General features: G+C 72.0%; 18 protein-coding genes. 9 read left to right on the top strand and 9 right to left on the bottom strand.

The features are described 5' to 3' along the window. Positions 1 to 3: 3 nt before the first annotated feature. From ACIOWN_RS20730 to ACIOWN_RS20720, 3 genes are all read right to left on the bottom strand, one after another. Positions 4 to 675 (bottom strand): AAA family ATPase, encoded by a 672-nt coding sequence (locus ACIOWN_RS20730; protein ID WP_362350240.1) that lies wholly within the window; start codon positions 673 to 675, stop codon positions 4 to 6. A 32-nt stretch (positions 676 to 707) separates the two neighbouring features. Further along, positions 708 to 1,379 carry a response regulator transcription factor gene (locus ACIOWN_RS20725; RefSeq protein ID WP_362350237.1) on the bottom strand — a complete coding sequence of 224 codons (672 nt, stop codon included), beginning with the start codon at positions 1,377 to 1,379 and terminating at the stop codon, positions 708 to 710. 82 nt (positions 1,380 to 1,461) lie between these two features. Continuing rightward, complete coding sequence (locus tag ACIOWN_RS20720; RefSeq protein ID WP_362350235.1) at positions 1,462 to 2,667, bottom strand: sensor histidine kinase; 1,206 nt, start codon at positions 2,665 to 2,667, stop codon at positions 1,462 to 1,464. A gap of 273 nt (positions 2,668 to 2,940) precedes the next feature. Between ACIOWN_RS20720 and ACIOWN_RS20715 the strand changes: the two genes are divergently transcribed. Further along, on the top strand, positions 2,941 to 3,921 hold the full coding sequence (locus ACIOWN_RS20715) for an SAM-dependent methyltransferase (protein WP_362350369.1): 981 nt from the start codon (positions 2,941 to 2,943) through the stop codon (positions 3,919 to 3,921). Here the strand turns inward: ACIOWN_RS20715 and ACIOWN_RS20710 are convergent. Further along, a complete protein-coding gene (locus ACIOWN_RS20710; RefSeq protein ID WP_362350232.1) occupies positions 3,886 to 5,037 on the bottom strand; it encodes an NADH-quinone oxidoreductase subunit D in 1,152 nt (383 codons plus the stop codon). The genes ACIOWN_RS20715 and ACIOWN_RS20710 overlap by 36 nt on opposite strands. Positions 5,038 to 5,068: 31 nt before the next feature. Between ACIOWN_RS20710 and ACIOWN_RS20705 the strand changes: the two genes are divergently transcribed. Continuing rightward, entirely contained in the window at positions 5,069 to 5,575 is a 507-nt protein-coding gene (locus ACIOWN_RS20705) for a PH domain-containing protein (protein WP_401983063.1), read from the top strand. A gap of 98 nt (positions 5,576 to 5,673) precedes the next feature. Then, complete coding sequence (locus tag ACIOWN_RS20700) at positions 5,674 to 7,011, top strand: PH domain-containing protein (RefSeq protein WP_362350367.1); 1,338 nt, start codon at positions 5,674 to 5,676, stop codon at positions 7,009 to 7,011. Positions 7,012 to 7,070: 59 nt separating this feature from the next. Here the strand turns inward: ACIOWN_RS20700 and ACIOWN_RS20695 are convergent, their stop codons facing one another. Continuing rightward, positions 7,071 to 8,606: a hypothetical protein gene (locus tag ACIOWN_RS20695; RefSeq protein WP_401983062.1), complete on the bottom strand. Its 1,536-nt coding sequence runs from the start codon at positions 8,604 to 8,606 to the stop codon at positions 7,071 to 7,073. A gap of 124 nt (positions 8,607 to 8,730) precedes the next feature. Next, complete coding sequence (locus ACIOWN_RS20690) at positions 8,731 to 9,858, bottom strand: alpha/beta hydrolase (protein WP_401983060.1); 1,128 nt, start codon at positions 9,856 to 9,858, stop codon at positions 8,731 to 8,733. 259 nt (positions 9,859 to 10,117) lie between these two features. Here ACIOWN_RS20690 and ACIOWN_RS20685 point away from each other — a divergent pair, with 259 nt between their 5' ends. The 6 genes from ACIOWN_RS20685 (at position 10,118) to ACIOWN_RS20660 (ending at position 15,171) form a co-directional block, all read left to right on the top strand. Continuing rightward, positions 10,118 to 11,896, top strand: coding sequence for a phosphatidylglycerol lysyltransferase domain-containing protein (locus ACIOWN_RS20685; protein ID WP_401983058.1), 1,779 nt, complete (start codon positions 10,118 to 10,120; stop codon positions 11,894 to 11,896). Positions 11,897 to 11,997: 101 nt separating this feature from the next. Beyond that, positions 11,998 to 12,900, top strand: coding sequence for a dihydropteroate synthase (gene folP / locus ACIOWN_RS20680; RefSeq protein ID WP_401983056.1), 903 nt, complete (start codon positions 11,998 to 12,000; stop codon positions 12,898 to 12,900). Then, on the top strand, positions 12,897 to 13,400 hold the full coding sequence (locus tag ACIOWN_RS20675) for a nuclear transport factor 2 family protein (RefSeq protein WP_401983054.1): 504 nt from the start codon (positions 12,897 to 12,899) through the stop codon (positions 13,398 to 13,400). Before folP ends, ACIOWN_RS20675 begins: the two co-directional genes overlap by 4 nt. A gap of 248 nt (positions 13,401 to 13,648) precedes the next feature. Beyond that, positions 13,649 to 14,008 (top strand): dihydroneopterin aldolase, encoded by a 360-nt coding sequence (gene folB, locus ACIOWN_RS20670; protein ID WP_362350211.1) that lies wholly within the window; start codon positions 13,649 to 13,651, stop codon positions 14,006 to 14,008. Then, on the top strand, positions 14,005 to 14,616 hold the full coding sequence (gene folK, locus ACIOWN_RS20665; RefSeq protein ID WP_362350208.1) for a 2-amino-4-hydroxy-6-hydroxymethyldihydropteridine diphosphokinase: 612 nt from the start codon (positions 14,005 to 14,007) through the stop codon (positions 14,614 to 14,616). The genes folB and folK overlap by 4 nt, the downstream gene beginning before the upstream one ends. Before the next feature lie 66 nt (positions 14,617 to 14,682). Further along, the gene (locus tag ACIOWN_RS20660) at positions 14,683 to 15,171 is read left to right on the top strand and encodes a DUF3180 domain-containing protein (RefSeq protein WP_362350205.1); all 489 of its coding nucleotides are present in this window, start codon (positions 14,683 to 14,685) and stop codon (positions 15,169 to 15,171) included. A 46-nt stretch (positions 15,172 to 15,217) separates the two neighbouring features. On the opposite strand, the gene folE is transcribed toward ACIOWN_RS20660, so the two are convergent. The 3 genes from folE to hpt all read right to left on the bottom strand — a co-directional run bounded on the left by folE (position 15,218) and on the right by hpt (position 18,727). Further along, positions 15,218 to 15,823, bottom strand: coding sequence for a GTP cyclohydrolase I FolE (gene folE, locus ACIOWN_RS20655; protein ID WP_100568521.1), 606 nt, complete (start codon positions 15,821 to 15,823; stop codon positions 15,218 to 15,220). Positions 15,824 to 15,942: 119 nt separating this feature from the next. Next, the gene (gene ftsH, locus ACIOWN_RS20650; protein WP_362350202.1) at positions 15,943 to 17,982 is read right to left on the bottom strand and encodes an ATP-dependent zinc metalloprotease FtsH; all 2,040 of its coding nucleotides are present in this window, start codon (positions 17,980 to 17,982) and stop codon (positions 15,943 to 15,945) included. Positions 17,983 to 18,166: 184 nt separating this feature from the next. Continuing rightward, positions 18,167 to 18,727: a hypoxanthine phosphoribosyltransferase gene (gene hpt / locus ACIOWN_RS20645; protein WP_100568520.1), complete on the bottom strand. Its 561-nt coding sequence runs from the start codon at positions 18,725 to 18,727 to the stop codon at positions 18,167 to 18,169. Positions 18,728 to 18,750 lie beyond the last annotated feature (23 nt).

The raw sequence follows: 18,750 nt of genomic DNA, 5'->3' as shown, positions 1-18,750 counted from the left end.
GCCCTAGGCCCCCGGGCCGGAGCCGGAGTCGGGCATGTGCCCCGGTCCTTCGAACCGGATGTGCCGGACGCCGACCTTGGCCTGCCGCAGCCGTGTCCGCAGCGGGCCCTCGGTGTTGGGCCGCAGCGTCAGGCCGGCCAGGACGGCGATCCGGTCCGCGGTCTTCGGCACGGTCGAGTGGTCGGTCCACAGATGCTCGGCGAACTCCGGCTCGCGCAGCCGCTCCAGGCAGTCGTCGAGCTGCCGCACGGCCCAGGTCTCCCGGCCGACGGCGGTCTTGCCTGCGACGTACCCGACGAGGTGCCCGAACCCGCGCTCCCGCAGCCGTCTCAGAACGGTCTCGCGTTCCGCGAGGAGCGCGAAGTGCCGTACGTCATGGCCCAGTTCGCGCAGCCGCCCGACGGTCTCGGCGAACTGGCCGGCGTCGGTGACGGTCATGGGCGCGATCACCACGCCCTCGTGCCGGGTGAGCGCCAGGTCGAGGACCTCCACCACCCCCTGCCGCCAGGACGCCAAGTCCCTGAAGTCGCCGCGCAGTCCGGGCGGCAGCATGCGGCGCAGGCCGAACCCGGCATGCTCGGGATCGCAGACGACGCTGCCGGGCAGACGGCGCTGGATCTCGTGTGCGGTCTGTGTTTTTCCGCCCCCGAAGGGGCCGTTGATCCACAGGAGCATGCGCAGACCCTACCGATGGCCGCGTACGCCGGTCAGCCGTGTCCGCCGGCCCGGACGAGTCCCGTCTCGTAGGCGAGGACGACCACCTGCACCCGGTCCCGCAGGCCCAGCTTGGTCAGGATGCGGCCCACATGGGTCTTCACCGTCGCCTCGGACAGCACCAGCCGGGCGGCGATCTCGCCGTTCGACAGGCCCTGCGCGACCAGGACCATGACCTCGCGCTCGCGCTCGGTGAGCCGCTGGAGCTCCTTGTGCTGGGGCTTCTTGCCGGCCGTGGGCAGCATCGGGGCGAACCGGTCGAGCAGCCGCCGGGTGGTGGAGGGCGCGACGACGGCGTCCCCGCTGTGCACGGAGCGGATCGCGGCGAGCAGGTCGCCGGGCGGCACGTCCTTGAGCATGAACCCGGAGGCGCCCGCCTTCAGCCCGGAGAAGGCGTACTCGTCGAGGTCGAAGGTGGTCAGGATGAGCACCTTCGGCGGGTCCGGCTCGGAGCAGATGCGGCGGGTGGCCTCCACACCGTCCAGCTTCGGCATGCGCACGTCCATCAGCACCACGTCGACGGCGGTGGAGCGCAGCACCTGGAGGGCCTCGACGCCGTCGCCCGCCTCCGCGACGACCTCCATGTCCGGCTGTGCGGCGAGCACCATCCGGAATCCGGTGCGCAGCAGCACCTGGTCGTCGACGAGCATCACGCGGATCGTCATCGGGTGGGTCCTCTTCCGTTCGTCATCGTTGGGTCGGCTCCGTTCGTCTTCGGTGTTCGCGCGGGTGCGGTGTGCGCCGGTGTCAGTGCACCGGTTTGAGCGGCAGCAGGGCGCTGATGCGGAAGCCGCCGCCGGGGCGCGGACCCGCGTCCAGGGTGCCGCCCACCATGCCGATGCGTTCGCGCATGCCGATCAGGCCGTGCCCACGCCCGTCGGCGCCGCCTTCCTCGTACAGCTCGTGCGGCGCGCCCTTGCCGTCGTCCTCGACGAGCAGTCCGAGCCCGTCGTCGAAGTAGACCAGGCGCACGCTCGCGCCCGCGTTCGGCCCGCCGTGCTTGCGGGTGTTGGTGAGGGCCTCCTGCACGATGCGGTACGCGGTGAGCTCGACCCCGCTGGGCAGCGGGCGCGGGGTGCCCTCGATCCTGAAGTCGACGGGCAGCCCGGAACCCCGGCACTGCTCGACGAGGTCCTCGATCTGGCCGACGTCGGGCTGCGGCACGTACTCGCCGCCCTCCTGGTGCTCCCCGGTGCGCAGCACGCCCAGCAGGCGGCGCATCTCGGCGAGGGCCTGGCGGCCGGTGGAGGAGATCGTCTCCAGGGCCTTCCTGGCCTGGTCGGGCGCGGCGTCCAGGACGTAGGCGGCGCCGTCGGCCTGCACCACCATCACCGACACGTTGTGCGCGACCACGTCGTGCAGTTCGCGCGCTATCCGGGCGCGTTCCGCGGCGACCGCGACCTTGGACTGCGCCTCGCGTTCCTTCTCCAGACGGGCTGCGCGCTCCTCCAGCTGCGCGAAGTAGGCGCGGCGGGTGCGAGCCGAGTCCCCGAGCACCCAGGCGAGGGCGAACGGCACCGTCTGGAAGACGGTTATCGCGACATTGCCCAGGGCGCTCGCGTCGTGCTGCGGCCAGCGGATCTGCGCGAGGGCCGCCGCGCACAGCCCGCCGGCCAGGGCGAACCGGCTGGCCCACCGGGCGCCGATCGCGGCGACCGTGTAGATGATCACCAGCATGGCGAAGTCGGCGACCATCGTCTCGGCGTCCAGGACCAGCTGCGCCGCACCCGCCGCGCCCGCCAGCACCAGCATCTTCTCCGGCATCCGGCGGCGCAGTGCGACGACCACGCACAGCACGAAGGACAGGGCGAGGCCCGCGTGGACCGAACCGTGGTGGCCGGGCGCCCCGTTGAGATTCGACACGCTCACGCCGGAAAGCCCGAGGAGGATGAGGGCCCAGGAGCCGTCCACCCACATCGGGTGCCTGCGGATGAAGTCATAGAGGCGCTGCACGTAACCCAGAGTAGGGAAGCGGCACAGGTGCCGGGGTCAACCGAAGGGCCGATCCGCACGGGGCCCTCGTACTCCCCAAGGTGGAGGCAGTGATCATTTGTGCGTCTCGCCCCACCGGACGGACCCTAGTCTGTCGGGGTGACGGAAGACCCGGCGGACAGCACCGAGCGCACCACGGCGGACGCCCCCGAGCGCACCCCCGCCACGGCGCAGAGCGCGGCGGACGGCCGGGCCGAGGAGTGGCGCGGCTGGCGGGCGGCGGCCGAGGAGGCCCTGTACGGGCCGGACGGCTTCTACCGGCGGCCCGAGGGCCCGGCCGGTCACTTCCGGACGTCCGTGCACGCCTCGCCGCTGTTCGCGGCGGCCGTGGCGCGGCTGCTGTGCCGGGTCGACCGGGCACTGGGCCGCCCGGCGGCGCTCGACTTCGTCGACATGGCGGCCGGGCGGGGTGAGCTGGCGGCGGGCGTGCTCGCCGCGCTGCCCGCGGACGTGGCGGCACGCACGCGCGTGCACGCGGTCGAGATCGCCGCCAGGCCGGAGGGCCTGGACGACCGGATCGCGTGGTCGGAGCAGCCACCGCGGGGCGTCACCGGGCTGCTGTTCGCCAACGAGTGGCTGGACAACGTGCCGGTGGAGGTCGTGGAGGTGGACTCCGCGGGCGTGCCGCGGCAGGTCCTCGTACGGCGGGACGGCGCCGAACGGCTCGGGGAGCCGGTGTCGGGGGCGCGGGCGCGGTGGCTGGACCGGTGGTGGCCGCTGGCCGCCGAGCAGGGCCTGCGCGCGGAGATCGGGCTGCCCCGCGACGCCGCCTGGGCCGCCGCGGTCTCGCAGGTCGAACGGGGCCTCGCGGTCGCCGTCGACTACGCGCACACGGCCGGGGCGCGACCGCCCTTCGGGACGCTCACGGGCTTCCGGGAGGGCCGGGAGACGGCACCGGTGCCGGACGGATCGTGCGACATCACGGCGCACGTGGCCCTGGACGCGTGCGCCGCGTGCGCGCCCGAGGGCGCCCGGCTGCTGACACAGCGCGAGGCCCTGCACGCCCTGGGGGTCACCGGCGCACGCCCCCCGCTCAGCCTCGCCTCCACGCGTCCCTCGGAGTACGTGCGCGCCCTCGCGCGCGCCGGGGAGGCCGCCGAACTGACCTCGCCGGGCGGGCTCGGCGACTTCGGCTGGCTGGCGCACCCGGCCGGCCTCGCGGAGGCGGACGCGGCGGCCCTATTTGTCGATGTCCCCGACCACGAAGAACATTGACCCCAGGATGGCCACCATGTCCGCCACCAGCGTGCCCGGCAGCAGCTCGGTGAGCGCCTGGATGTTGTTGTACGACGCCGAGCGCAGCTTCAGCCGGTACGGCGTCTTCTCACCCTTGCTGACCAGGTAGTAGCCGTTGATGCCGAGCGGGTTCTCGGTCCACGCGTACGTGTGCCCCTCGGGCGCCTTGAGTACCTTGGGCAGCCGCTGGTTGATCGGACCGGGCGGCAGCTCGGCCATCCGGTCCAGACAGGCGTCGGCGAGGTCCAGCGCGTTGTGGGTCTGCTCCAGCAGGCACTCGAAGCGGGCCAGGCAGTCGCCCTCCTGCCGGGTGACCACCTTCAGGGTGTCCTGGAGGTCTCCGTACGCCAGGTACGGCTCGTCGCGGCGCAGGTCGAAGTCGACGCCCGAGCCGCGCGCGATGGGACCGCTCACGCCGTAGGCGTGCACGGCGCGCGGCGTCAGGACGCCCACGCCCCGAGTGCGCCCGCGGAAGATCTCGTTGCCGAGCACCAGGTCGTCGAAGACGTCCATGCGCGAGCGCACGGCGGCCACCGCGGCACGCGCGCGCGTGGCCCAGCCGGCCGGCAGGTCCTCCTTCAGGCCGCCGACCCGGTTGAACATGTAGTGCATCCGGCCGCCGGATACCTCCTCCATGACGTTCTGGAGGACCTCGCGCTCCCGGAACGCGTAGAAGACCGGAGTGATGCCGCCCAGCTCCAGCGGGTAGGAACCGAGGAACATCAGGTGGTTGAGCACCCGGTTCAGCTCGGCGAGCAGGGTGCGCGTCCACACCGCGCGCGTGGGCACCTCCATGCCGAGCATCCGCTCCACGGCGAGGACCACGCCCAGCTCGTTGGAGAAGGCCGACAGCCAGTCGTGGCGGTTGGCCAGCATGATGATCTGGCGGTAGTCGCGTGCCTCGAACAGCTTCTCCGCGCCGCGGTGCATGTAGCCGATCACCGGCTCCGCGCGCGTGATGCGCTCGCCGTCCAGCACCAGTTTCAGCCGCAGCACACCGTGCGTGGAGGGGTGCTGCGGCCCGATGTTCAGCACCATGTCGGTGCTCTCCGCGGCGCCGCCGATCCCGACCGTGGTCTCCGTCGTAGGAGTCATGGACACAGTCTCTCGTACGTACGCTTGCCCCATGGAAACGGGGAGCCGCGAGGACGAGCGGGCGGCGGCCGGGGACGAGCCGGTGTGGCGGGCGCTGCCGCGCGGCCTGCTGCGGATGCGGCGGCTGCTGCTGGTGGTGTGGCTGGGCCTGTTCGCCCTGGCCGCGGGGCTGCTGCCGGGCCTGCTGGCCGGCCTTGCCTGGTCGGCGTTCGCCCTGCTGCCGCTGGCGCTGATGGCGTGGGGCTGGGTGCTGCTCGGCCGCAACTGGCGCTCGTGGCGGTACGCCGAGCGCGCCGACGACCTGCTGATCAGCCGGGGCGTGCTGTGGCGCGAGGAGACCGTGGTGCCCTACGGGCGGATGCAGCTCGTCGAGGTCACCTCCGGGCCCGTGGAGCGGCACTTCGGGCTGGCCACCGTGCAGCTGCACACGGCAGCCGCAGCGACCGACGCGACCATCCCCGGCCTCGACCCGGCCGAGGCGGAACGGCTGCGCGACCGGCTCACCGAACTCGGCGAGGCACGATCGGCGGGGCTGTGACGGCGGCGGGGGGCGACGAGGCCGTACGCGGAGAGGTCATACGCGGGGAAGCCGTGCCCGGACAGGCCGGGTACGAAGAGGCCGTGAGCGACGGCGGCATATCCGAACAGGCCGTGCACGACACAGCCGTACCCGGCGGGCTGCCCGTGACCGAGCGACGGCTGCATCCCGTCACACCCCTGAGACGGGCGTGGGCGCCGGTCGCCGTGCTCGCGGGCTGGGCCGTGCACGACCCCGACCAGGCGCAGCGGCACCTGACACGGCTGACGACGACCACGCTGGTGACCGGGCTCGCGCTCGTCATACCCCTGGCCGCCCTCCACGGCTTCCTGTCCTGGTGGTTCACGCACTTCGCGGTGACCGACACCGAACTGCGCATCCGCACCGGGCTGTTCTTCCGCCGCACCGCGCACATCAGGCTGGAGCGGATCCAGGCCGTCGACGTCACCCGGCCGCTGCTCGCCCGGGTCGCGGGCGTGGCCAAGCTGAAACTCGACGTCGTGGGGACGGACAAGAAGGACGAACTCGCCTTCCTCGGCGAGGAGGAGGCGCGGGCGCTGCGCGCCGAACTGCTCGCGCGCGCGGCCGGGTTCGCGCCGGAGACGGCCCGCGAGGTCGGTGAGGCACCCGCGCGGGAACTGGTCCGTGTACCCGGGCGCCTGATCGCCGTCTCGCTGCTGCTGACCGGCGCGACCTGGGGGTCGCTGGTCGCCGCCGCCGTCGTACCGCCGCTGCTGTGGCTGGCCACCCACAGCCTGTGGACGGTGCTCGCCTCCGTGCTGCCGCTGCTCGGCAGCGCCGTGGCGAACAGCGCGGGACGCTTCGCCGCCGAGTACGACTGGGTGGTGGGCGAATCGCCCGACGGGCTGCGGATCGACCGGGGGCTGCTGGACCGCACGCACGAGACGGTGCCGCCGGGGCGGGTGCAGACCGTGCGGATCGTGGAGCCGCTGCTGTGGCGGTGGCGCGGCTGGGTGCGGGTCGAGCTGGACGTCGCCGGGTCGTCGAACACCTTGCTGCTGCCGGTCGCTCCGCGGGAGGTCGCCGAGTCGGTGATCGCCCGGGTCCTGCCCGGGGTGACGGTGCCTCAGGCCTCCGGCCTGCTCCGGCCGCCGCGGCGCGCCCGGTGGTGCGCGCCGGTGTGGTGGCGCGGACACGGGATCGCCGTCACCGACGCGGTGTTCGCCGCGCGGCACGGGCTGCTGCGGCGCCGGCTCGCACTGGTGCCGCACGCGAAGGTGCAGAGCGTACGGCTGCGGCAGGGGCCCTGGCAGCGCGTGTGGGGCCTCGCCGGAGTGCACGTGGACAACGGGGCCGGCCGGACCGTGACGGCCCGGCTGCGGGACGCGCGGGAGGCGGACCGGCTGCTGCGGGGCCAGGCGGAGAGGTCGCGCACGGGCCGCCGGAGCGCGCGGCCGGACCGGTGGATGACCTGACCGGTGGGCGACCCGGGTGCGACGCCGGGCGGGTGGCCCGGCGTCGCGGAGGACGGGCGTCAGGAGGCCGCGGTGCGCAGCCCCGGAAGGTTGATCTGTTCCGTCTCGTCGTGGGCCGTCAGGTCGATGATCTGATGGCCGGCGGCCGGCACGTCGGCATCGGCCGGCTTGTACTGGGACTCGGCCTCCGCCTTGTGCGGGGCGAGCGGCTCCTGACCCACCACGTCGCCGAGGCCGTCGTTCCGTACGGTGTGCGACTCGGTGGCCGACGCGTCCGCCTTCGTGCCGAAGAAGTCGAAGCCGCCCTCGACCAGCGGGCGCCGCGCGGGCGCGGCCGGTACGACGGCCACCGCGGTCGGCACGGTGAAGTGCCCGGCGGGCAGCCGGGGCGCGGGCTTGGCCGACTCGACCGCCTTGGCGGAGGAAGCCGGTGCGGCGGGGGCGGGCGCGGCCTGCTCACCCGGACCGGCCGTGGCCGTGGACCCGATGGACCGGTCGACCGGCTCGGCGGCTTCGGCCGTCCCGGCCGCTCCGGCGAGGTGACTCCGGTCGGCCGACTCGGCGGGCTCGACCACCTCGGTCGCGCCGGTCGACTCCGCGGAGTCCTCCCGGTCGACGGTCTCGGCGGGCTCGGCGGGCTCGGTCTCCGTCCCCGCCTCGTCGGTGGCCACCGCGCGCTCGTGCGTCTCGTGCGTCTCGTCCGTCTTGTCCGTCGCGGACTCCTCCGCGGACTCCGGGCCGGCGTCGCCGTCCGCCGGTACGGACGCCTCCCGCACCGGGTCGGTCTCCGACGCCGTGTCAGCTTCCTTCGGGGTAACCGTCCTGGCCGCTTCGTCCGTCCTCGCCGCCCGGGCGCCGCCGTCGCCCAACCGCGACAGGGCGGCCTCGGCGCGCAGGTACAGCTCGGACCCCTCCGGGGAGAACGCGCCGGGCGCCGTGGCCTCCGGCCTCTTCCCGGCCGGCCCGGTCACGGGAGCCGCGGACTCGTGCGTCTGAGCACCCTCGACGTCCGCGACGTCGACGTCCGTGACATCCGCGGCGTCCATGGCGTCCGCGGCGTCCATGGCGTCCGCGGCGTCCATGGCGTCCGCGGCGTCCATGGCGTCCGTCGACGCGGCGGGCAGCGCGAGCACGTCGGGGCCGGTCTCGATCTCCAGCAGGCGGCGGCCCTCCAGCGCGCTCGCGCGCTCGGTCTCCGCCGTGGCGTACCGCCGCAGCAGTGCCGCGTGCTCGTTGCGCAGCCCCGCGAGCTCCGTGCGCCGGGCGCGCAGCTTCTGCTCCAGGCGGCCGCGCAGTTCGCGCGACTCCTCGAGGTCGGTCTCGAGTTCGGCGATCCGTTCCTCGAATCGCCACTCGTCGCTCACACGCGCGCGCGTGAGGTCGGCTACCCGCCGTCCGGCCTGCGCGTCCCAGCGGCGCATGACGACCGCGCCGAGAACAGCGGTCACCGCGGCGGTCCCGGCGAGCAACCGCAGCACCGCCGCGTCCGTGAACGCCCAGGGGCCCAGGGCGCAGACGACGGAGACGCCGGCGATCGCCGAAGACGGCAACAGCCTGTGCAGGGGTGGGGAATGGCGGTGACGTCCACGTGACATGGCCAGAAACTTACCGCGCGTACCTGAATCATGTCGGGCCGCCCCACAAAAAGACAGCCATAACGAAACCTTCATGCGCCGAAGGGAGTTCCGGCCGCGTTTTCCTGCCCTTCAAAGATCATTTTCAGCGGTCGCCCAGCAGGCCGCTCATCCACTGCAACGTCGCCGGGATCTCGCGCCGCCAGGTGTTGAAGTTGTGGCCGCCGCTGTCGAGGATGATGGACGCGATCCGCGTCCTGTTCGTCGCCTTCACCGCGTCGATGAACCTGAGCGTCGACCTGTAGTTGCCCTCGCCGAGCCTGCTGCTGGTGACGAGCAGCGAAGTGTCGGGCGCCGGCAGGTGCTTGACGCTCCACAGCAGATCGGCGCGGTTCCGCAGATTCCTGTCCCCCTGGAAAAGATCACCCGTGGTCGCATCGATGGGCGCCCTGTAGTACGGGGACAGGCCCGCACCCGCGGCATACACCTCGGGATGGTGCAGGGCGAGTTTCAGCGCGCAGTAACCGCCCGTGGAATCGCCGACAATCCCCCAGCTGCCCGGCTTCCTTCCGACCCGGTAGTGGGCGAGAAGCGCGTCCGGCAGGTCCTTGGCGAAGAACGTCTCGGTCTGCGGGCCGCCCGGGACGTCCACGCACTCCGTGTCCCGCGGCGGCGCCACCGTGGGCCGCAGCATCACCAGGATCATCGGCTGCGCCCGCCCGGTCCTGGCCAGCTCCTGCGCCATGTGCGGGTAGCGCAGCTTGCTGATCAGCGCCTGCGCGGTGCCCGGGTAGCCGGTGAGGACCACGGCCGCCGGGAAGGTACGGGTGCGGTACTGCGGCTGGAAGTACTCCGGCGGCAGGTAGACGAACGCGGGCGAGGCGATGTGCGTGGTACGGCCCACGATGCCGACCTGCTGGATCTGGCCGGAGACGCGGGGCCGGTCGCCGTCGCCCAGCCGCACCTGCTGGGTGCCGATCACCTGGAGGGGGCCTCCGGTGCGGCCGTGCGCGGAGTTGTCGACGACGACCCCCGGCGCGTTCTCCTGCCCGAACAGGTCCGCCCAGCTGGCGTAGAAGCCGAAGGCCTGGTTGGCGGCGAGTGCGACGCAGACGAAGACCGTCACCTGGGTTGCCAGCAGCATGCCGACGCGTCCGGTCACCGCGCGCCAGGTACGGCGGGCCAGACGCGGCCAGAGCCACACCGTGCCGGCGAACAGCAGCACGGCGAGAAGAATCGCCAGTACCAGCACCTTGTTGCTCGTGAGACCCATGGGCTCCCTGCCTGCACTTCCCGCCTCAGGGCCCGCCGACACTTCCTCGCGAGGGCTTGCCCTGGGCTTTCCCTGCCCTTTGACCCGACTTTCCGGCGGGGAGTGAACCTCTCTCCCCGAGACACCGTCCTAGAGGGCGCAATGTCGCCGGATGCCCGGATCGGCACCGGATTCAAGGTCTCTCGCAGAACTACGGGATGCGATGTCTGTCAGGATAGATGGGGAATTGTCGGACGGGGTTCCGGACCGATCCAGCAGGATGCGGCGCATACTGCGCGGCCCGCGCCCCGAGGCCGTCCCCACGCTGGTCGCCAGGGCCTGCGCGGTCGTCGGCCTCCTGGACATCGCCGCGGGTGTCTTCCCGCGCTTCCGGCACAGCCGTATGCACGCCATGGCCGAGGTGCTGCCGGGCTCGTTCGGGCCGTTCGCCGCGGCGCTCTCGCTCAGCGTGGGCGTGCTGCTGCTGTTGCTCGCGCACGGCCTGAGGCGGCGCAAGCGCCGGGCCTGGCGCGCGGCCGTGGTCCTGCTGCCGGCCGGCGCGGCCGCGGAGTTCGTCTACCGGCACTCCGTGGTCGGGGTGGTCATCTCGCTGGCGCTGCTCGCGCCGCTGCTGCTCCACCGCGGCGAGTTCGCCGCGCTGCCGGACCCGCGCAGCCGCTGGCGGGCGCTGGCCAACTTCGTCCTCATGAGCGCCGGCTCACTGGCCCTGGGCATGATCATCGTCAGCGTGCACACGCACCGCATGGTCGGCGACCCGAGCGTGGCGGACCGGCTGACCCATGTCGTCTACGGCCTGATCGGCTTCGAGGGCCCGGTGGACTACCAGGGCAACACCTCCTGGACCGTCGCCTTCTCCCTCGGCGCCCTCGGCTGGCTCACCGCCGTCACCACCGTCTACCTGGCCTTCCGCCCCGAGCACCCGGCGGCACGCCTGACCGAGGAGGACGAGAGCAGGCTGCGCGAGCTGCTGGCCCGGCACGGCGGGCGCGACTCCCTCGGCCACTTCGCGCTGCGCCGCGACAAGGCCGTCGTGTTCTCCCCCAGCGGCAAGGCGGCGGTGACGTACCGCGTCGTCTCCGGCGTGATGCTCGCCAGCGGCGACCCGATCGGCGACGTCGAGGCCTGGCCGGGCGCCATCGAGCGCTTCATGGACGAGGCCAGGGCCCACTCCTGGACGCCCGCCGTGATGGGCTGCTCCGAGACCGGCGGCGAGGTGTGGACCCGGGAGACCGGCCTGGACGCCCTGGAACTGGGCGACGAGGCGGTGGTCGACGTCGCGGATTTCTCGCTCGCCGGACGCGCGATGCGCAACGTCCGCCAGATGGTCAAGCGCATCGAGCGAGCCGGCTACGAAACCCGGGTGCGGCGCATCCGTGACCTCGGCGGCACCGAGCTGGAGCGGGTCCGGCGGGCCGCCGAGGACTGGCGCGGCACCGACACCGAACGCGGCTTCTCCATGGCGCTCGGCCGCATCGGCGACCCGGCCGACGGCGACTGCCTCATCGCCACCGCCCACAAGCAGGACGCGGAGCCGGGCGAGTACGGCGATCTGAAGGCGATCCTGCACTTCGTGCCCTGGGGCGAGGACGGCGTGTCCCTGGACCTGATGCGGCGCGACCGCTCGGCCGACCCCGGCATGAACGAACTGCTGATCGTGGCGGCGCTCCAGGCCGCCCCGAAGTTCGGCGTCACCCGCATATCGCTGAACTTCGCGATGTTCCGCTCGGCGCTGGCGCGGGGCGAGAAGATCGGCGCCGGCCCGGTGCTGCGCGCCTGGCGCGGGCTGCTGGTCTTCCTCTCCCGCTGGTTCCAGATCGAATCGCTGTACAAGTTCAACGCCAAGTTCCAGCCCCGCTGGGAGCCGCGGTTCGTCGTCTACCGCGCCTCCTCCGACCTGCCCCGCATCGGCTTCGCCGCCATGCAGGCCGAGGGCTTCGTCGACCTCGCCCTGCCGCTGCCGCGCTTCCTGCGCCGCCGTTCCGCCGCCCAGAGTCCCTGCGCTCACTCGGTGGCGGAACCGGACGTCCGCGCGGCATGACCCGGGACCGGTCCGGGCGGAACCCCCATCCCCTCCGGCACAGGGGGGTTCCGTCCGGGCCACGGCACGAAGGCCCAGGAGGCGGGGCCTACGCTGAACGTATGAGCAACTTCAGCGGGCGCGGCCGCGTGGCGGGCCTTCCGGCGTGGGGCCGGTGCGCGGTCATGGGGGTCGTGAACGTGACCCCCGACTCCTTCTCCGACGGAGGACGCTGGTTCGACACGACCATCGCCGTCAAGCACGGCCTGGACCTGGTCGCCCAGGGAGCGGACCTGGTCGACGTCGGCGGCGAGTCCACCCGGCCCGGCGCCAGCCGCGTCGACGAGGCCGAGGAGCTGCGGCGCGTCATCCCCGTGGTGCGCGGCCTCGCCGCCGAGGGCGTCACGATCTCCGTCGACACCATGCGCGCCCGCGTCGCCGAGCAGGCGCTCGCGGCCGGTGCCGCCCTCGTCAACGACGTCAGCGGTGGCCTCGCGGATCCCGCGATGATCCCCGTGGTCGCGGACGCGGGCGCGCCCTTCGTCGTGATGCACTGGCGCGGCTTCCTGGAGGGCGGCAACGTCCGCGGGGTGTACGAGGACGTCGTCACCGAGGTCGTCGACGAGCTCCACGCGCGCGTGGAGGCCGTCCTGGAGGGCGGGATCGCCGCCGACCGCGTCGTCGTCGACCCCGGCCTCGGCTTCTCCAAGGAGGCCGGGCACGACCTCGCGCTCCTGGCCCACCTCGACCGCCTGCGCGGGCTCGGCCACCCCGTGCTGGTCGCCGCCTCCCGCAAGCGCTTCCTCGGGCAGGTGCTGGCCGGCCCGGAGGGCGCGCCCCCGCCCGCGCGCGAGCGCGACGCCGCCACCGCCGCCGTCTCCGCCCTCGCCGCGCACGCCGGCGCCTGGGCCGTACGCGTCCACGAGGTCCGCGCCACGGCGGACGCGGTACGCGTCGCCCGCGCCGTGGAACAGGCACGCACCCCCGCGGGCGCAGCGGACAGGCCCGCCGAAGGAGACCGGTGAGCGCGCCCCACACCGACGTCGAACAGGTTGAGGCCGCCAACACCGCCTACTACGAGGCCCTGGAGCGGGGTGATTTCGAGGAGCTGTCCGCGCTCTGGCTCACCCCCTCCGACCTGGGCGTCGACGAGGAGTACCACGACGCGGCCGACACCGGGGTGGTCTCCTGCGTGCACCCCGGCTGGCCGGTGCTCACCGGACGCGGCGAGGTGCTGCGCTCCTACGCGCTGATCATGGCGAACACCGACTACATCCAGTTCTTCCTCACCGACGTGCACGTCTCGGTGACCGGCGACACCGCTTTGGTGAACTGCACGGAGAACATCCTCAGCGGCGGCCCCGCCCCGGTGGCCGGCGGCGAGCTCGGCCCGCTGGTGGGACAGCTCGTCGTCGCCACCAACGTCTTCCGGCGCACCGGCACCGGCTGGAAGCTCTGGTCCCATCACGCCTCCCCGGTTCTGGCCGAGAACGACGGTGCCGAGGACGACGACACAGCCGCCTGAGTGGGTAGGTGCCTGAGCGGGAACGCGGAGTGGCCGGAATCACGGACTTCGGGAGAAGGGCCGCCCACCGGTCCGTGAGCAACCGGGTTCTCCAGGGGAAACACACGGTGAAACCTGCCGGCCCCGGCTCGCCCCGCCTCCCCGCAGCCCGGCTCCGTCAGTGCCCGCGGGTAGATTCGTGCCAGGCCGGTGTGCCGCCCGTACGCGGCAGGGACCGGTCGCCGCCGACGATTGCAGGAGTGATTCGCGTGGATCGTGTCGCGCTGCGCGGCCTGAGGGCCCGCGGGTACCACGGTGTGTTCCCCAAGGAACGCGAGGAGGGCCAGACCTTCCTCGTGGACATCGTCCTGGGAGTCGACACCCGGCCGGCCGCGGCCGACGACGACCTGGCGAAGACCGTGCACTACGGCATCGTGGCCGAGGAGGTCGTGGCCGTGGTGGAGGGCGAGCCCGTGAACCTCATCGAGACGCTCGCCGAGCGCATCGCCCAGGTCTGTCTGAAGCACGGCGGGGTCCTGGAGGTCGAGGTCTGCGTCCACAAGCCGGACGCCCCGATCACCGTGCCCTTCGACGACGTGACCGTCACCATCACACGGAGCCGAGTATGAACGCGCCTTTCGCCAAAGGGCCCACCGACCCGACCGTCCAGCCGGTGCCCGCCTCGGTCGTCGAGAAGGTCGACGCCGCCGACACCACGCTGCAGAACCCCAAGCGAGCCGTGATCTCGATCGGCTCCAACCTCGGCAACCGCCTGGAGACCCTCCAGGGTGCCGTCGACGCCCTGGAGGACACCCCCGGCGTCCGCATCAAGGCCGTCTCCCCGGTCTACGAGACGGAGCCGTGGGGCGTCGAGCCCGGCTCCCAGCCGTCGTACTTCAACGCGGTGGTGGTCCTGAAGACCACGCTGCCGCCGTCCTCCCTGCTGGAGCGCGCCCACGCCATCGAGGAGGCCTTCAGCCGGGTCCGCGACGAGCGCTGGGGTCCGCGCACCCTCGACGTCGACATCGTCGCCTACGCGGAGAACGTCTCCGCCGACCCGGTCCTCACGCTCCCTCACCCGCGGGCGCACGAGCGCGCGTTCGTCCTCGCCCCGTGGTACGACGTGGACCCGGAGGCACAGCTCCCGGGCCGCGGCGCGGTGGCCGATCTGCTGACCGCGCTCACCCGCGACGGCGTCGAGCCGCGGGCGGACCTGGAACTCCGGCTGCCCGAGTAGTCGTTAAGGTCAGGGCGACGCAAGGTCTGCGACCGGCCCCGGTCCGGGGGGAGCTGAAGGGACACCGTGAGAGAGCTGCGTATCAGGCTGCTGGCAGGCGTGTTCGTCGTCGCCGGAGTGCTGTCCTGGGCGGGCGCCCGGCTGTGGACAGCGGTGGGGACGCTCCCCGGCGTCCCGCTGGCCGCCCCCATCGTCCTCGCCCTGATCGCCGCCGTCCTCCTGGCCACGGCGCTCTCCCTGCGGGCCCGGCTGAAGGCGCAGCGCGAGCGCAGGCCCGGCGCCAAGGGTGTCGACCCCATGATGGCCGCCCGCGCGGTCGTCTTCGGCCAGGCCAGTGCCCTGGTCGCCGCGCTCGTCGCCGGCGTGTACGGCGGCACGGGCGTCGCCCTGCTGGAACTCCTCGACATCCCCACCCGCCGCGACCAGGCCTTCTACGCCGGCTTCTCGGTCCTCGCCGGGATCGCGGTGATAGCGGCCGCCCTGTTCCTCGAACGGGTCTGCAAGCTGCCCGAGGACGACGACCAGAACCCGCCGGGGGCGCAGCCGACGGCATGAGCCCAGCGGACGGCGTACGCCGGCTGGGCGGGCGCGGCCGGGCGCGTCAGCGCGCCATGATGAGGCTCATCGCCTCGTTCCGCGTCGCCGCGTCCCGCAACTGACCGCGCACCGCCGAGGTGATGGTCTTGGCGCCGGGCTTGCGGATGCCCCGCATCGACATGCACATGTGCTCGCACTCCACCACGACGATCACACCGCGCGGCTCCAGGATGTCCATCAGCGAGTCCGCGATCTGGGTGGTGAGCCGCTCCTGCACCTGCGGGCGGCGGGCGTAGACGTCCACGAGCCGGGCCAGCTTCGAAAGCCCCGTGATCTTCCCGTTGGTGGACGGGATGTAGCCGACGTGCGCGACGCCACGGAACGGCACGAGGTGGTGCTCGCAGGTCGAGAACACCTCGATGTCCTTGACCAGCACCATCTCGTCGTGACCCAGGTCGAACGTCGTCGTCAGCACGTCCTCGGGCTGCTGCCACAGGCCCGCGAAAATCTCCTTGTACGCCCGGGCCACCCGTGCCGGTGTCTCCCGCAGGCCTTCACGGTCCGGGTCCTCGCCGACCGCGATGAGGAGTTCGCGCACGGCGTTCTCCGCGCGCTTCTCGTCGAACTCACCGAGGAAGCCCTCGCCGTCCAGCGTCACGGGGTCGGTCATGTGAAGCCTCGTTCCTGTGTGTCTGATCTGCGGGCATGCGAAATGCCGCGTCCCCCAGGCTAGAACCTGGGGGACGCGGCATGCATTCCGGGGCCGGTGGACCCTGCGCGGGCCTCCGGTCAGTTGTCCGGACGGTCCTCCGGCACCTGCTCCGTGGCCGGGGCGGGCTCCGTCGCCGTGGACTTGACGGTGCTGATCGCCGCCGTCGAGCCGTTGGCTCCGTTCGTCAGCGCGAGCTCCTTCGGGGAGAGCACCGGCGGGCGGGTCGACGGGGTCCGGCGGGACGAACCGGTCCACGCGGGCCGCGGCGGCCGCTTGACGATCTGGGAGAAGATCTCGGCGATCTCCTCCTTGCCCAGGGTCTCCTTCTCCAGGAGGGCCAGGACGAGGTTGTCGAGGACGTCGCGGTTCTCGACCAGGATCTCCCAGGCCTCGTTGTGCGCGTTCTCGATGAGCTTCTTGACTTCCTCGTCCACCAGCGCGGCGACCTCTTCCGAGTAGTCGCGCTGGTGAGCCATCTCACGTCCGAGGAACGGCTCGGTGTTGTCGCCGCCGAACTTGATCGCGCCCAGCCGCTCGGTCATGCCGTACTGGGTGACCATCGCGCGGGCCGTGGCGGTGGCCTTCTCGATGTCGTTCGCCGCGCCGGTGGTCGGGTCGTGGAAGACCAGCTCCTCGGCCGCGCGGCCGCCCAGCATGTAGGCGAGCTGGTCCAGCATCTCGTTGCGGGTCGTGGAGTACTTGTCCTCGTCGGGCAGGACCATCGTGTAGCCGAGGGCCCGGCCGCGGGACAGGATCGTGATCTTGTGGACCGGGTCGGAGTTCGGCGAGGCCGCCGCGACCAGGGCGTGACCGCCCTCGTGGTACGCGGTGATCTTCTTCTCCTTGTCCGACATGATCCGGGTCCGCTTCTGCGGGCCCGCGACCACGCGGTCGATCGCCTCGTCCAGCATGTGGTTGTCGATCAGCTTCTTGTCACTGCGGGCCGTGAGCAGCGCGGCCTCGTTCAGGACGTTGGACAGATCGGCACCCGTGAAGCCGGGGGTGCGGCGGGCGACGGCGGACAGGTCGACGTCGGGTGCGACCGGCTTGCCCTTCTGGTGGACCTTGAGGATCTCCAGACGGCCCTGCATGTCGGGGCGGTCCACGGCGATCTGCCGGTCGAAGCGGCCCGGACGCAGCAGCGCCGGGTCGAGGATGTCGGGCCGGTTGGTGGCCGCGATGAGGATCACGCCGCCCTTGACGTCGAAGCCGTCCATCTCGACCAGCAGCTGGTTCAGCGTCTGCTCGCGCTCGTCGTGACCACCGCCGAGGCCGGCGCCGCGGTGGCGGCCGACCGCGTCGATCTCGTCGACGAAGACGATCGCCGGGGCGTTCGCCTTGGCCTGCTCGAACAGGTCGCGGACACGGGAGGCGCCGACGCCGACGAACATCTCGACGAAGTCGGAACCGGAGATCGAGTAGAACGGAACGCCGGCCTCGCCCGCGACGGCACGCGCGAGCAGGGTCTTGCCGGTGCCGGGCGGGCCGTAGAGCAGCACGCCCTTGGGGATCTTCGCCCCGACGGCCTGGAACTTGGCCGGCTCCTGGAGGAACTCCTTGATCTCGTGGAGCTCCTCGACGGCCTCGTCCGCGCCCGCGACGTCCGCGAACGTCGTCTTCGGGGTGTCCTTGGTGATGAGCTTGGCCTTCGACTTGCCGAAGTTCATCACCCGGGAGCCGCCGCCCTGCATCTGATTCATCAGGAACAGGAAGACGACCACGATGAGGACGAAGGGGAGCAGCGTGAGCAGGATGCCGACGAAGGGGCTCTGCTTCGACGGCGAGACCGTGTAGCCCTTCGGGATCTGCTTGTCCTGGTACTTGGTCTGCAGCGTGTTGGCGATGGTCACGCCCTGGTCGCCGATGTAGCTCGCCTGGATCTTCGAGCTGCCGTCGACCTTCTGGCCGTCCTTGAGCTCGACCTTGACGGTCTGCTCGTCGCCCGTGACCAGCTTGGCCTGCTGGACCCTGTTGTCATTGATCGCCGCAACGACCTTGCCCGTGTCCACCGTCTTGTAGCCGCCGGACTGACCGACGACATTCATCAACACGACCACGGCAAGGACGGCCAGCACGATCCACATGACCGGCCCACGGAAGTATCGCTTCACGTCCATCCATACGGAGCGGTGCCGCCCCGTCCCTCCTGCCACAGTGAGTTTGATAAGACAGTTCTTCTGACGGTACCCCAGCATCGGGGCTCGAAGCCGCACGGTAGGGCCGACGTATCCGTCTGCTTGCTCCAACGGCTCCGGCGCCGCCGGGGTTCCCGATCACGCTCCGCGCTTGAGCCCTTCGGGGTCAGCCGCCGTAGACGTGGGGTGCGAGCGTACCGACGAACGGCAGGTTCCGGTACTTCTCGGCGTAGTCCAGGCCATAGCCGACCACGAACTCGTTGGGGATGTCGAAACCGACCCACTCCACGTCGATGGCGACCTTCGCGGCCTCGGGCTTGCGCAGCAGCGTGCACACCTTCAGGGAGGCGGGCTCGCGCGAGCCGAGGTTGGAGATCAGCCAGGAGAGGGTCAGGCCCGAGTCGATGATGTCCTCGACGATCAGGACGTGCCGGCCCTTGATGTCGGTGTCGAGGTCCTTGAGGATCCGCACCACGCCGGAGGACTGGGTGCCCGCGCCGTAGGAGGACACGGCCATCCAGTCCATGGTGAGCGGGGTGGACAGCGCCCGGGCGAGGTCCGCCATGACCATCACCGCGCCCTTGAGGACACCGACGATCAGCAGGTCCTTGCCCGCGTACTCCGCGTCGATCTTCGCCGCCAGCTCGGCCAGCTTCGCGTCGATCTCTTCCTTGGTGATGAGCACCTTCTCGAGGTCGGCACCCATGTCTTTCGCGTCCACCCGCATCACTTTCGGTCGTCTCACCGGCG

Origin of the sequence: Streptomyces sp. NPDC087787 (assembly GCF_044743035.1) — a bacterium.
Taxonomy (GTDB): domain Bacteria; phylum Actinomycetota; class Actinomycetes; order Streptomycetales; family Streptomycetaceae; genus Streptomyces.
Note: the sequence above shows the minus strand (reverse complement) of the source record. Positions and strands in the feature narration are given on the sequence as shown.